The sequence below is a fragment of the Bradyrhizobium sp. Crot121 genome, assembly GCF_059512385.1.
The window spans coordinates 29671-45344 of record NZ_JCAMOR010000066.1; the positions used below are offsets into that span (position 1 = coordinate 29671).

The window sequence follows — 15674 nt, forward strand, 5'->3', positions numbered from 1 at the left end:
ATGACAGTCCGCTCTCGATCGCGCTCCGACCAGGGCTCAAGTTGCTGAAGTGGCGAGGCACCTAGTATCGAAACTCGGCATTCGAAGGAGCCCACAAATCACCTGGATTACTCAATGCACATAGCTCCAACGAGACAAGCGACAGAAGGGAGGAGCATCAGCTTTGGGGAAAAAGCTGCCGTCCCGTATGATGAGCGCGAATTTGAACCTCCTTGCTGGCCCGACAAGCCAGGCTCGAACAGATTGTCCGTTTTGCGCCCCGGGTCTGACGACACCACGGTGCCGCCCTGCCGTCCAAGCCAGTTGCCGGAAAGATCGGAATCGACGTAGCGGGTGACGTTGTCGAAGAGCTGGATGTAGCCGCTCACATCCTGCTGCGCCATGAGCCTGATGTCACCGCCGGATACCACGCCTGCGAGGCGCCGCCGCTCGCGGTTCCGACGAGGTTGTAAGGATTGGTGCCGTCAGCTGGGAGGATCGGCGCCGACTGCGTACCCGCGGTGTAGACGCCGTAAGGCGTGGCCTCGCTGAAGCTTCCACCGGCGAGCAGATCAAGACTGCCGGTGCCGGTGCGGAGCACGCTTCGCCTGAGCAAAAGTACAACCGACAGCGCGCGCCAACGAAGCAGCGAGCCAATTGGGTCACTCTACGCTCACGGTAGGCCCTTAGCTACAAGATACGAACGGTAACTATCGCCTTATGACAAGGTGGTGACAGCTCCTGTCCCGCCCCAGAAACCAATTGGCTGAATCTCCGCTTTCGGCCGATTGTGCCGAAGGGCTCTGCCGTTGAAGCGGAACGATATCGATGAAAGGAGCAGCACGCGCGCACCAACTTGCGCAACATCGTAGATGCAAGTCCATGCGAGAAACGAGGGCTTTAGCGTCGCAGGCGCATTTCCGCCCAAAATGCGGTCGCGCGAAAGACTACAGAGAACACCTAGCTCAGCAAGCTATTAGCGCCATCAAGTGATAGGCAGATTACAGCGTCCTCATTTATCCAGTGACCTTCGACTGCCTACAGTGTGGACTTCCGTGAGTTCCAGCGAAACAATCTCGCCTTAGTCAACTATTGCTGCGTACTCGAGCCCGACGACGTCGAGTTCTTTCGCAAGGAGATCGAAGGCTGGATGGCCTTCTAGCACCGACGACTGCGACTGATCTCTAGCTTCATCGCTTCACGCCTCAGCCCTTGCGGCTGTGCAACGTGACGAGAGTCCGTCGACCCGCGATCACAGCTAGTGTGTATCCGCTTTGTGCCATCTGCAGACGGCTCCCCGCTGGCAAGCGTTTTCTTGGTGCAACGCGCTTCGGTCGGTGCCGCCATGTACGCGGTCTATTGATGCGGTACACGTTGGCCGCTGGTCATAATGCCTTCCGCAGAGGTGGGTCCCGACCAAAAGTACGCGCTCGCGGGGCCGTGGCGCAAATGGGTTGGCGATATGATCGAGAAGACAGACGAGGGATCGCGGTCAAACCGGCGTCCGATCGAACACATCGGTTCGATCGAAGGCTGGCCCAAGGTCGTTCAAGGTGCTCCGGCACATCGAAGCGTTGGAGGCCGCTGGCATCGACGTCTGAGAGGTCGCGCCCAACCATTGGCGCCATGACTACAACCGTCTGAAGGTCGGTCATGAACCGCGCCCCTCTCCCCACATTGAAGAATGCAGGAACGAGGATCGCCGCGCCGACGGTCATTGTGCAAACTGGCGGCGCTTCTCCGCGGCAAGCCCGGCGATCTGGTCGGCCGTTAGCGTTCCGAGCCCGAGCACCTGGTTGGGACCAGTTGCGTCATAGCTGCGGATCTCGGTTCGCTTCTTACGGCGCTGCTCCTCTTCACGCCGCTCCATGTCGCCATCGGTCGTGCCACCATAACCCAGAAACTCGACGATAATCACCGACGGGCGGTCATTGCCGGCCTGCTGATTGGCATCCTTAGCGGCGTCGGCCGCTGCCTTGTCCTTGGTCTCGGCCGTCAGATTGACCACCGCTGGCTGCGCCTTCGGCACGCCCTTGCTTTCGCCACCCACCCTGATGTTGTCCGCGTTTAGCACCATGAGGGCAGCGACATTGAAGTTGCCGCTGACGCGGATACCCGCATCGCCGGCATCCACTGTGCCGACCGGCGCGATCAGATCGAGGTCCCCCGGCTCGACGCCGGCATAGCCGATCACGGTGCCGATGCCGGAGCCGGAAATATCGGCCTGTTCCTTGGTCAGCGTCACCGTATCCACGTCGGTCTCGGTCACCGGCGCCTTCGGCACGCGCGAGGTCTTTGCACCCTTGCCGGCATCGATATCGCCGAGCGTGGACCAGATCGTTACGTCGCCGCCGCTGAAGGTGAGAATACGCGAACGGTTCACCACCACGTCGTCGCGGGCGGCAATGTTGACCCGGCCGAAGCCGAGCGTGACCAGACCATCGCCCGGAAGAACCGTCTGGTTCAACGCGGCGACCTGAAGGTTGCCGCCGGGCACGAGGATGTTGATGTCGCCGCCATTCTCGGTGCGGATCAGCGAATTGGCCGACAGTACCGATCCCGTCCAGCTATCGCCCGGAAACAGCGTTGCGACCGCTTCGTAGCCGCGCCGGTGGCCGCCATTGAGCACGCGTCCATCGGCATCGCGCTCGTTCTGGTCACGTCCCGCCATCCGCAGTTCCTGCATATAGATCTGGCGCAGGAAACGCTGCTGGGTTAGCGCCGGCAGCGACTGGAAGCGCTCCCAGGCCTGCAGCGGCGACAGGGTTTCGCCCGTCATCTGCTTGATGAAGGACACCAGACCGATACGGGTCTGCTTGATCGCGCCATCCGCGAGATCCTTGGTCGCATCGGTGAGATAGAGTGGCAGCAACCGTCCATCGACGGTCGTCGTCAGATAGGTCTGCATCGAACCGACCATGGACGGATCGAGATAGGTCTTCGCAACCGCCGCATAATCCGGCTGCCGGCCGTTCAAGCCGGCGATCATGTCGATCGAGGCGCCGCCATCGGGCAGGCCTTTGACCTGACCATCCTTCACTAACCCGGCTGAATTGTAGCTCTGATTGCCCTGGCTGATGATGACCTGCGACGCAGCATGAATGTCGCGTCCCGCCGTCAGCAGCAGCGCTCCCGGCCCCTGAATGACTGTGCCGGGCATCCGTTCGGTGTTGAGATTGTTGTTGAGAATGTCGTTGCCGGCATTCAGCCACGTCACGTCGGAAACGTGAAGATTGCGCAGGTTCAGCGCGAGATCGCGAATATCGGTCTTGGCCGACATCAGCATCTGCTCGTTGGTGGTCACGTTGCCGCTGCGGATGCTGCCGTTCAGCGCGTAGATCCGGCTGGGCTCCCTGTCGCCGGCATTCATCAGAACGGACGGATTGGCAACCTCATGGAAGTAATCCATGCTCAGCGAATAATAGGCATATGGATCGATGAGGTTGGTCAGCAGCGCGATGAAAAACGTCTCCGTCTGACTTCCGGTTGGATAGAAGTTGATGCCGCTGCCAAACGGCCGAAGAGCCGTCGGCAGCATTTCGCGCGTCGCACGCGACATCACGAGATTGCCCGGCGTGACGTCTCTCGCAGCCAGCATCGTCAATCCGCCATTCGTGGCAGGAAGGATATTCAGGCGGCCCGGATTGGAAATCGAGCCGTTCAGCGCAACGATGTTGGTGAGCGCCGGATAGAGATTTGCATAGAGGTTCGCGAACTGGACCGCACCTCTATAGATCTCGAACCATAAGGTGTCGGTAATCACATCCTGCGAGAGATAATGAACCTGATTGACCAGCGTCACATCGCCGCCGATTGAGCTCAGATCGAGCCGCGTATTGTCGGTCTGGCCGAGCATCAAGGTCTGGCCATTGGACCATGGCTTGGACGGGTCAAAGGTCATCAGCGGATCGAGCACGGCCTGCAGCCGCAGATCTCCGGCAGTGCGGGCACTCAGCGTAGCGTCACCGAGCGCCAGCACCGGCGAGATGTCGTAAGACCTCATATCGCCGCCGCCGGGTCCCTCGAACGAGCGCCCTCGCAGCGTCCGCCCGATCGCGAACGAGCCCGCGTCGATCGCACCGGCGCCGCGGGCGACGTAGTAATTGCCCGCCTTGATATCACCGCCGGCAGAGACATTGAGCGCGCCGCCATTATCGATCTGCAAATAGCGCGAGTCGCCGGGGACCGTACCGCCGTGAACGCGGCCGGTGGTCGCGAGCACCACGGAGAGATTGTCGAGATCGCCGCCCGCCTGCAGGTTGACATTGCCGCCGCCGAGAGCGCCGATGCCCTGCGTGAAGCCGGCATAATTGATCCACCAAGTCGCCTGCTGGCCGGTGAAATTGAACTGGTTGTCGGTCAGACCGTCCTTCTTGAGCCAGTTCGTGTAGAGCATGTTCTCCGCATTATCGACCGGCAGCTGACTGGCGATATTGCCATTGGCGCCGATCGCCAGATGCCCGCCGAGGATGCCGTATTCGGCGCCCGCCGGTGCGGCAAAGTCGGCGTAAGACGTCACATCCTTGCGGCCGGCCGTGTAGATCACCGACTGATAATGCGCAAGCTGGATGTCGCGACCTGCCTGCGCGGCAATGTCGCCGGTGCCGGTGCGGATCTGATAGCCGTGGCTCGCATCGCCGACGACGATCGATCCCTTGCCGGCTGCGAATGTCGCGAGCGGCTTGACCGACAGGATGTCGGCCGCCCCGAGATCGGCGCCGGCCACCAGCCGGATATCCCACGAGTCCTGCGCCAGCAGCGTGCCGCCGCGCGCCACATCGCCGAAGCCGTCGCTGATATGACCATTGATGTTCAGATTTCCGGCAGCGCGCAATGTGAGCCCGCCCTCACGCGCGCTCAGCCCCGACAGATCCCAATCGACGCCCAGCGTAAGATCTGAGTCGCTGCGGATTTCAACCCCCGCAGCAACGGCGATACCGGGACCGATCTGCAGGCGGGACGTGATATCGCCGGCATGGGTCGCGAACTCATCGGCCGCTGCACTGGCCTGATCGCGCAAAGCAGCATCGATGGTGGAAACGACGGTCGCAGGACGCCATACGCCCTCCAGCACCGCGGAGCGGGCGCCGACGATGGTCGCGGCCAGACGATCGACCGCAACGTAATCGGGCCCGGCAACCTGTCCGGCGCGGAAACGCACCTTGCCGCCATTGCCGCCGGAGACATCGATGACGCCGCCGCGGATATCGAGACGTCCACCGGAGGCATCGAGCAACACCCGGCCGCTGCCGAGCTCGGTCGTCGACCGCGCGATCAGATTGGCCGTCTCGGTCATCGTCAGGCCGTTGCCCGCAGAGATCGCGATATTGCCGCCATAGGCCGCGCTCGCATCGATGGTGCCGGTGATCGTCACCTTGCCGGCATCCGTGCTGAGACTGAAGCTCTCCACCTTCGTCACACCATCGAGCACGATGTCACCGGTGCGGATGCGGAACGTGCGCGACCGCGTGAAGCCCGCATTCGCCAATTGTTGCGAGAAGCCAGCGAAATCAGGCAATGCACCGATATCGAGCGAGAACGAACCACCCTTGCCCGCGGCAGCATGCGCATCCACCAGGCCGTTCAATGCCACGGTGCCACCGCCTGCAGCAACGGCGGCAAGCTTGCCCGCATCGCCGCCGCCGGAGGCCGCTGCGAGATTCAATGCCGAACCAGCCTGGGTCACGACGCTGCCGCCGACGGATGTGAGTTCGATCGTGCCGGCACTGGCGTAAGCCGTCACATCGTTGAACGCCTTGCTGAAGCCGCCGACATCGATGATGGCGCCGCCAGATACATTGACGTCTCCGTCGGTCGCGGTCAGCGATACGTTGCCGCCAAGCGCATCGATGCGACCGCCGAAATCGACGCTGGCGCCGGTCAGGGCCCAGCGCGAGCCCAGGCTGTCGGCATCGCGCGGCCGCGTCCGATCCTGCGACGTGACCGCCAGATGCCAAGTCGTCATGATGGACTGGCTCGTACCGTTCCCACCGGTCAGCAATGGCGCCACCAGGCTGAGATTGCCGGACACATCCAGGCTGCCACCGCCTTGCCCGGCAATGGCATCGGCCGCCGTCAGCGTGACGGCATTGAAACCTCGCACCGACTTGGCGCCGGCCCCGAGCACGATGCGTCCGGCATTGAAGGCGAGCGTGCCCTGCGCGACGACCAGCGGATCGACAAAACTGCCGCCGCTGTTGCGCAGCGCGATCGTATCGCCCGCCACCGTGGTGCCGCCGGCGCTGTAGCCGACCAGCCCGGCCGCATCGAGCGTGACCGATCGCAGGCCGGCGGCGCCAAAATCGATTCCGGTATAGAAGTCGATGGTCGAGTAACTGCGCAGCGTCAGATTCTGCGCCTGATTGAAGCGAGCCATCCCGGCTGTATCGAAGACGAGGCCCTCGCTCCCGCCACCGAAGCCGATGCGGCTTCCGGACAGGGTGATATCGACAGCGGAGACCTGCGCCGAACCGGCCAGCGTGGTGTTGCGCGTGGCGTCGATCAGCAGCGCCCGACCGCCGTCGATGACCGCAGCGGCGCCGACCTCGACGGTACCGGACGCTGTGCCGTCGACATTGGTGCGGCGAACGCTGGCGGCGGCTCCGTTGGACAGGCGGATCAACGCCCCGAAGTCGCGCTCCGGCGATGCGACCTGGGGCATCAGAGTGATATCGCCGGAATCGCTGGTGGCGGCACCCGCGGCGCGCAGCACGCTGCCGGCCGCGATGGTGATGTTGTCGGACGCCGCCAGAATGATTTCCGGACCGGTCAAGGCACTGTCAGCACCGTTGCGCACCACGATATTGCCGGCCCGTACGGTGACCGAGACGCCGAGATTGGTCCCGGTGCGAACGCCGCCGAGCAACAGACTGGCCGCGCCGAAATTGCTGAGCCGGCTCGAATCGATGATCAGATAGCCGCCAAGCCCGCTGGTATCGGCTCCTGCGCCGACCACCGCGATATTGGTCGCCGCAATATCGACGGTGCCTGCGCGGCCGCCCGGCGCTGCTTGCGACAGCAGTTGTCCATCCAGCACCAGTTGGTCCCGCGCCTTGAACACGACGGCGCCGCCATCCAAAGGCAGTCGCGGCGTCACCACATCGAGGCCGAGCTTGCGGTATTGCGTCAGCTTGAACGTTTCCGAGGCGAAGAATTCGTTGGCGCTCGCTTCGTTATATTCGGAATAGGACCGGATCACGTTGCCGTTCATCACACGCCAGTTCGATGCACGCACATCTGCCGAGCTGTCGAGATTGCTGCCGAGGCGACCGGACATCAGCAACGATCCGTCCAGCAAACGCGTGACGCTGCGAACAGGATTGCCGGAACTGCCAGCCACCATCTGGACGGCGAACGCGCCGGGCAGGAGTGCATATTTCGCCGGCAACAGATTGTACCAACCGGCGGCGAGACCGCCGCCCCCGGCCAGCCAGACCCGGCTGCCAACCGCAACCCCACCATCCTTCGGCGCGGTCGCCGATGCCAGCGCCGGCAGGACCGCATAGACGCCGTTCATCGCGAGAATGTCGTGCGAGCCGCCACTGCCGACGACGAATTCCGATGCTCGCAGATCGCCGCCGCCGCGAATATCGACCTTGGCACCCGCAGCCATATTGACCGCCGGCGCATCGAGCAGCAGCTTCTTTTCCGGCAGTGCCGTAATCACGTTCGGCAGACCGTATTGCACCGGCAGCGCCCAGTCCTCGCCATTCAGCAGCAGACCATAGGGCACCGTCAGCCCATCGCCCGACACCGACACCGTGGCACCCTCCCCCAAGGTGATCGCGTGCGTGGCCTTCAGCGTCAAGCTGCCGAACGGCACGCGCACGGAGCCGTACACGTCGATATCCGTGGACGACAAAGTGAGATCGCCACCGGCCGAGAGCGGCGCGGATGGCGTGCCATTGGGTAGAACCAGAATACGGTCCGGCGCCTTGATCGCCGCCGTCGTCTGTGTCGACGGATAGATCTGCCCGGCCTGCAGAGTTAGCGTGCCATCGACATCGAGCAAGGCTGTCGCACCCAGCTCGAATGCGTGCAGACGAATTTCGTTGGCGACGAGTTTGGTATTGCCGAAGCCGCGGGTGACGCCTGACGTGATATCGATCAGGCCGGCATCGAGCAGCAGCGTTCCCGAGCCGCCGGTCGTATTGGCGTCGGCCACCCCGAGATCGAGTGCGAGATAGCCCGCGTGAATCGCCGCGCTTGCGGTTGGCGTCGTCGCCGACATATTGCCGGCGATCGAGACCGCCGCATTCTGCAGGTTGAGCACGACACCGTTGTCGAGTCGCAACTTGCCCGGAAGATTGACGGCGCCGAAGCCGCCGCCGCTGATGGCATCGGCGGACATGGTCGTGCCGGCATATGTGGTGTCGTTAATCAGGATCTTCGCACCCGGCGTGTAGGTGGTCGTCGTGCCGAGGCGCGTCGCGCGATAGAAATACTTGTTGATCAGGACGACCGCCTTCTGGTCGATGGTCGGATCCACGATCCAGGGCGCGACGGAACCGCCGCCTTGCGCGTCGGCCGCAAGACCATTCACGATGCGCGGCGTAAGTCCGATGACCGACGGCAATTGATTGATCGAATTTTTCATGGTGAGGGGAATTTTGTAGGCGGCTGTCCCGTATTCGTCATAGATATCGAGATCGAGAACGAGCGTGGAGATCGGCGATCCCGCCATCGTCCCGCCGATGAAATTGTAGGTCCCCGACGTGGCGTTCGCATAGTAAGTGCCGGTCGCCGCATCAAAGGAATACTGACCGCCGGTCCCGACCAGCTTGAAGTAGCCCATATAGGTGCCGGCCAGGGCATTCTGGACGGAGCCGGACGGGGCGCCCAGATCGAGAATGTTCAGCGTGCCGCCCGATGCTCCGGCTCCGCCGGCCCTGGCGATTATCTTCGCATCGATCGTCGATCCAGCGAGACCTCCGCTCGTCAATGTGATCCGGCCGCCATCGCTGGCCAGCGGCAGCGTCGCATCGCTGCCGCGCGGGCGCATCGGATCGTCGATCACACCGCTGGTGCCGGACACATCGATCACCGCCGAGGAATCGAGCATCAGTCCACCGCTCAGGCTGACAGTACCACCGTCGAGCACATTGCCGCTGCGCAGGCCCGTGAGCGGATCCGTGTAGATCGTCGGTGTGCCTCGCGCGAGAATCTGCGCGGTCGCCGCCAGCTTCACATTGCCACCGTCGAGGGACACCGTACCGCCGGGTGCGATGATCGTGCCGGCAACGACGACGCTCCCCGTCTTCGGCGTGCTGGCATTGTCTTGCGTCAGGGCGATGCTGCCCCGAACGTCCGTCATCAGCGTAGCGCCGGCTTCCACCGTCAGCGTCTTGAACGCCGTGATGCCCAGGCTGGCCGGCTTGCGGACCAGACGCTCCTGCAGATCCAGGACCCGGACGATCCCGATATCGGTCAGCTCGGTGCCGGTCGTAACGGAGATCGGATTGTCGAATGTCAGAAAGACATTCTGCGGCTGTTGATTGACCACGGCGCCGGCCGGAACCGTCGCATTGCCCATCGTGGAGATGGAGACGGCGCGGAAGCCGCGATCCGCGAACAGCGCGTCACGCAGATGGAACGTCGCTGCGTTTGCCGGCGCCGCTCCACCGACCTGCACATCGGCCAGGACACCGATATTGAGCGTGCCGCCCGAGCCAGCGGCGAACCCGCGCAAATCGACGCCGTCGAGGCTCGTGCCTGTGAGATTCGTAAGCCTGATCGCGCCGGCATCTCCCAGCTTCAGCTTCGTCTTTGCGCCAGCGGCGCTGAGTCGGACGCCGCCGGAGACGTCGATGATGGCACCGGATGCGATGGTGACCTCGCCCCTGACGCCCGACTCCACCGCATTGGAATCGACCGCCAATGAGACCGTGCCGCCATTGATCTGGGAAAACGCTGCCGGGCCGCCATCGGCTACGTCGTTGAGCCAGCGACCGCTGACGTCAAGAACCGCTTTTGCGCCCACATCAATCTTGTTGCCGACCTGGATATTGATGGTGCCGCCGGCGATGCGGATGCCGCCATTGACTTCTGCGGTAGTCGGCAGCGCGTTGCTCGGGCTTCCGTGCTGGATCACATTCAGCGTCGCGCCCGGCGTCAGATCGAGACTGGCGCCCTCCGCAAGCTTGAACGCCTTGTTGTAGAAGATGTCGATCTTGCCCACGCCCGATCGGTTGAGGATGCCGTCGGCGATATAGGCCGTCTTGGCGCGTTCCTTGGGATCGCGCGTGAGATCGTAGAAATCGCTCGGCAGCTCGCTATCGACCGTGAAGTTGCTGGCAAGCTTCACCGGATCGTGCGTGATCACGAATGTCGACCCCAGCCACGGTCCCTCCGGAACGCTGCCGCCGCCGAATTGCAGGCTCCCCGCGGTCGCGGGCTTGCCATTCGCGGCCTGACGCGTGCCGGTGATGACATGGCTATCCAGTTCGCCTTCCATGACGAGGCCTGCGCCATCATAGATCGCGATGCTGCCGGCATTGCGGCCTTCGATATAACCCTGTTCGAAACGCCGTTCGTTGTTGCGATCGAACACGGAGCGCCATGTCTCGGTCAGATTGGCGCGCTCATGACGCCGCATGAAGCTGCGGGGAAAGCCGACATATTGCTGATCCGGCATCGCATTGCCGATATCGTAGACGCGGCCGTCGGCGCCGAGCAGCTTGGTCGTGGTGATCCAGCCATCGGCATAGCGCACCGAACCGCCGGAGATGTCGAGCACGGCACCGGCACGCACGATCGTCTCGCCGCCCGCGCGCAGCACGATCTTGCCGCCTACGGTCGATAGTTCGGCCAGCGTCGTCGTGCCGGTCCCGATCCAGCCGCTGACGTCGCCGAGCGGCGTGCCTTCCCATCGTCCGGCCACATACGCGCCGCCCTTGTCCTTGAACCACTGCACACCCGCCATCGGGCCATCGGCGAATGTCCCGCTCACCCGCTTGTCGACATAAACAGTCGCACCACGCAGCCACGAATCGAGATACAGGACGCTGTCGCGCAATTCGTTGATGCGCATCTCCACCTTGACCGTATTGGTCTCCATCGCGAGCGCCACGTCGCGCAGGCCGCCGACGCTGACCAGCGCGTCGGAATCGACATAGATGCGGCTGCCATCGTCGGTCTTGTCCAGCGCGCCCGGGACCGAGCCGGGAACCGTCGGCGGGAGCTTGCTGGCGATCACGGAGATCGTACCGGACGGCACGACCACGGTGGCGCCGGACTGAATGTCGATGAGAGTGCCCCGCAGATTGATCGAGCCTGCGCGATAGCGCGTTTCGACATTGCCCTGTTCGATGCTGCTGGTGTCGGTCAGATCCGGCATCACCGTGGTGAGGCTGCCCGAGCCGAGACTCAGCTTTCCCGTCCCCCATGAAAACAGCCCACGACCGGAGTTGAAATCCGTATGCACGGCCATAATGCCCTGGCTCCAGGCGCTGATATTGATGGAGCCGTCCTGATTGTTGAGCGCGGTCGATGCGATCAGCGTGCCGCTCTGCTCGATCTCGCGGCCCTTGATCGTGATATTGCCGCGCGAGGCCTCCACTGCGCCGGTATTCGAAACGCGATAGCCTACACTGGCGGCACGCGCGTCCATCTCGCCCATCACCGCGACGTAAAGCGGGCTGATATCGGGATTTGTCACCGTCCTGCTCAGGTACAAATAGTGCAGCAGGGATTCCGTCGGCGACGAGACTGCGAAATCGAGGCCGCGCACATCGATGTTCTGGTTGTTCAACTTTGGATCGGCCAGCCAGACATTCTCGCCGGCGCCGAGCAACACCTGCCCGTTGGGCGTACGGATCGTTCCGGCATTGGTGACGCGCGGCGCGAACAGCATCGCCTTGCCGCCGCTATGACTTTCGATCACCGCGCCGGCCTCTACAACAACATCCCCGGGCGTGCGGCCATAGTGGACGATGTTCGACGCCACCGTGTTGGTCGAACTGTCGCCGAAGGTCGGAATGGCATAGTCGAAGCCATCCGCCCAGATCGAGAGGGTGCTGTTGATACCTGCGCGGAACTGCTCGTTGCTCAGGCCGAGCGACGATGCGACGAATGTGTGGGTATTGATCTGGCTTGTGCCGCCGAACACGATGCCGTTCCGGTTGATGACATAGACCTGTCCCTCGGACTTGATGGTGCCGAGAATGCGGCTCGGTGCCAGCGACGGATCGATGACGCGATTGAGCGCGATCCAGTTGGTCCTGTCGGCGCCGCCGGCCGTCTGGTTAAAGTACAAATCGGTCTCGCGACCGACGTTGAACTTGTCCCACGTCAGGATCGCCTTGGCCTCGGTCTGCTTGATTTCGACCTGGCTCCGCCCGCCGGCGGTCGTCTCGGTCGGCAACTTGGCGCCTTGCCACAAGGTCCGATCGACCTTCACACCAGGCGCAACGACGAGGCCTCCCGGAGCCAGTCCGTTCGGCACTGTCGATGCAGCCGACATCGCAGCGGCACGCGCGGCGTCCTGAATGCTGCGCATGTCCTGCATCGCCTTGGACGCGCGGATCATCGCTTGCGACGCCGCTTGCGCGGCTTGAGCTGCCCTTGCCTGCGCGGCCTCCGGACCACCATTGACGAGCCCCATGGCGACCGCGCTTGAACCGCCACCGCCAAGGCTGCGTGCATGCGCATTCCCGTGCGCCGTAGCCAGCAAGGCGATCAGGCTCGCGCCGGCCAGCAATGCGTTGGTCCGAAAACCTCGACGTGAGCGATTCAGACGGATGTACTGGACGGACATGCGAACGCCTTCTCGGTGACGACTTCAACAGGCAGAGATCGCAGTTTCTGCGATCCCTCTACGCCCGGGATGAACGACGCCCGCGACGACCGAACAACTTTTTTACTTTTGCGAGGATTCTTTTGACGGCGAAGTCGTCGCTCGCAGCCGACGACGGCTCATCATGTCAGGAGTACGATACCGCCGGGCAATTGGCGGGCTTTCGCTCCGAAAATATGCACGATCTGCACGATAATTTTGTCGGTCTCATCGACCTTGAGCCGCGCATTGAGCAGGCGTCGCCCGATCTCGCCGTTCATCAGAATGATACGTCCCGGCCGATAGCGATTGACCTCAGCGATCACGCGATCCACCGGCACCGCGTCGAATGTGAGCACGCCGCGTTGCCACGCGGTCACGCTGTCACGATCGACGGCATCCACGGCTCCCATGCCGCCACCGCCATAGCTGACCTGCTGACCGCCGCCCAGCGACATTGACTGACCATTGCGCTCAACGCTCAGCCGCCCTCTCAGGCAACTGATCGACGCCTGCACCCCGTCGCATCGCAGATTGAATTCGGCATCGGCGGCGGTCACGCGCCCGCCGGCGGCAATAACCGTGAATGGCGGCGCAGAGACGCCGGTCGAGATCGCCGCCTCGCCGGTCAGAAGCTCGATCTGCGTGGCGGCAGATGATTGTTGGCGCAAGGCGATGCTCGTGCGGGTGTTGAGATCGAGCGAGACATTCTCGACCAGCACAACCTGACGTCGCTCGCCGGCACCGGTCCGGACATCCGCCATCAGCTCCGTATATGATGGCCACAGGTCGAGCGGAGGACGCACCGCAACATAGGCAGCCGAGGCGGCCGCAGCCGCCATCAGGCCGCCGATCACCATACGTCGGCTCGGCACTGCGGGCTTGCGCGCCATCTGGATGATGGCGGCTGCGCCAGAGTCGTGGCGACTCTCGTTAGCGATAGGGCCGAGCGACTGCCAGACACGGCGAGCCTCGGCATAAGCATTTTTGTGCTCCGGGCTCTGCCGGTACCACATCTTCATCGCATCGACGTCGGCCGACATCATATCACCCGCCATGAACCGCGCGATCCACTCATAGGCTTCGCGCCTGATGGGATCGAGATCCGCTGGGTTCTCATCGACAATAGCGGGGATCATCGGCTTTGGCTCATTCTGCGTCGTCATGGCTGCTCTCGCGCGCCGCCGGCTCCGACGGTACTCCCAATGATGCTTCGCCGGCGTTCGGACCGAACCTCTGAATGACGTTGCGCCTGATCTTCGCTCCGCAGATCAGCAGTGCTGCCTTCAGCTCCTTCTCGACGAAACGCTGAGAAATCTGCAATTCATCGGCGATATCACGCAGTTTTCGCCCCTCGAGGCGCGAGGCAAACAGAATAAAGCGGCGCCGCGCGCTGAGCTCGTCGAATGCAATCTTGAGCGCTTCGAGTTCCTGCCGCCCCTCCAGGCCGCGCAGCGGATCGGGGGCTTCATCGACAAAGCCGAGCGCCTCGTCCAGATCGGACAGGCTGGTCAGCCGACGCTCGCGGCGAAACCGCATCCGTGCAATATTCGTGGCAATCGTGAGAAGATAGCGCCTCGGACTGTCTATGACGCTCAGCCGTATCGGACGCTCCAGGTGCAGATAGGTCTCCTGCAAGACCTCACGCGCGGCGTCTTCAGAGCCCAGCCGGTGCGTCAACTGCCGCCGCAGGTCGTCATACTCGCCAACCAGCATTTGCCGCAGCACGGCCACGTCCGCTGCACTACTCATGTACGGCCGATTGCGATTGCGGCAACGTTGGCGACTGACACGCCGCCGAGCGTTGCGTCTTCTTTGGCATCAACATCAGATTGATCGGCTGCGGCATCGCGGCTGGCGGCCGCTCGCCGGTCGCGACCCGCGCGAGCGTCGCCAGATAGACGCGGTCGCGCGCATCGGACCCCGTGCTCGACAACAAATCAGCATGCTGCACGCCGCCGGCCGGCGATATCCAAAGGCGCGCAAGTAGCTCATCGGGATCGCCGGCGACAATCGGCACATGGCACAGCGTCTGATCGAGACTGGCCTGAACCAGCGCAAGATAGGACGAAAATTGCGCGACTCCGAGCTTTGCAAGCTTCAGCTCGGCGGCGTCATGACCCTTCGTGGCGGGCGACAAGATGGTGATGGTTCCGTGTTCGAACGAGGCGCTCGATAGGCCGGTGCCTTGCAACATCACCCGCATCGCCGCTTCGGGCGCGAAGGTGCCATGCACGGGAAACGAACGTTTCCCCGAAATGATGCTGCTTTCGTAGAACAATTCGATCTGGGCGGTGGTGGAAAAAGCTCTCAATGCTGCGCCCAGGTGCTGTGACGGAATAACGAACATCATCTGCGACGAATGGTCATCCTGCTGTTGTCCTGCGACTTGCGTCGCTTCAGTCCGGCTCTGGGCCATCACCGGCGCGCTGGCAACGACGAGCACGAGATCGGGCAGGACCGCAAGGCCGATGCGAAACCAGGACCCGATCGACAAAAGCGATCCCGGCCTCAAACGTCCGGCCCTCCCATCGTTAAGATCGTTAGATGTGACACTGATCTATTCACGGTATGTGACAGAGACATGTCACCGTCTCTTAGCCGAGTCCGATAGCTTGCGACTCGCGCTGGTCTGGTACCGGGCCTCACTGACACCGAGAAGACTTGCGAACGCGGCTCCGTCGATCTGGCAGCGGTGTCGGTTCGAAATCGACAATAGGACGTTCAACGTCCGCTTCGCGCCGATCATAAAAATGGATCCTTGCAAGCTCTAGGGTCGCGCCTCGATCGCCTCCCGACGTCCTGTGTGTACCGAAAACTTAAGCTCGGGCGTAGTGGTGATGAAATCCGCCCAGGATGGCGCGTGAACTGATCGCACCGGTTCGCTGAACCGGGCGAGAAATCGGCGCGTCCTTGTTCAAGG

6 protein-coding genes are annotated in these 15674 nt (G+C 62.9%); all 6 read right to left on the reverse strand.

Translation table 11 applies throughout. From position 1 onward, the window contains the following. Nucleotides 1-107: 107 nt before the first annotated feature. The gene (locus AC5ZGW_RS35585; protein WP_130227641.1) at nt 108-383 is read right to left on the reverse strand and encodes a hypothetical protein; all 276 of its coding nucleotides are present in this window, start codon (nt 381-383) and stop codon (nt 108-110) included. Next, the gene (locus AC5ZGW_RS35590) at nt 365-580 is read right to left on the reverse strand and encodes a hypothetical protein (protein ID WP_130227640.1); all 216 of its coding nucleotides are present in this window, start codon (nt 578-580) and stop codon (nt 365-367) included. The genes AC5ZGW_RS35585 and AC5ZGW_RS35590 overlap by 19 nt, the downstream gene beginning before the upstream one ends. 1113 nt (nt 581-1693) lie before the next feature. Further along, nucleotides 1694-12733, reverse strand: a complete 11040-nt coding sequence (locus AC5ZGW_RS35595; RefSeq protein WP_496114035.1) for a filamentous hemagglutinin family protein — start codon at nt 12731-12733, stop codon at nt 1694-1696. A gap of 161 nt (nt 12734-12894) precedes the next feature. Then, nucleotides 12895-13917 (reverse strand): FecR family protein, encoded by a 1023-nt coding sequence (locus tag AC5ZGW_RS35600; protein WP_130230585.1) that lies wholly within the window; start codon nt 13915-13917, stop codon nt 12895-12897. After that, a complete protein-coding gene (locus AC5ZGW_RS35605; protein ID WP_165435601.1) occupies nt 13901-14485 on the reverse strand; it encodes an RNA polymerase sigma factor in 585 nt (194 codons plus the stop codon). The genes AC5ZGW_RS35600 and AC5ZGW_RS35605 overlap by 17 nt, the downstream gene beginning before the upstream one ends. Before the next feature lie 10 nt (nt 14486-14495). Continuing rightward, nucleotides 14496-15248, reverse strand: coding sequence for an STN domain-containing protein (locus tag AC5ZGW_RS35610; RefSeq protein WP_130230581.1), 753 nt, complete (start codon nt 15246-15248; stop codon nt 14496-14498). Between the last annotated feature and the right edge of the window lie 426 nt (nt 15249-15674).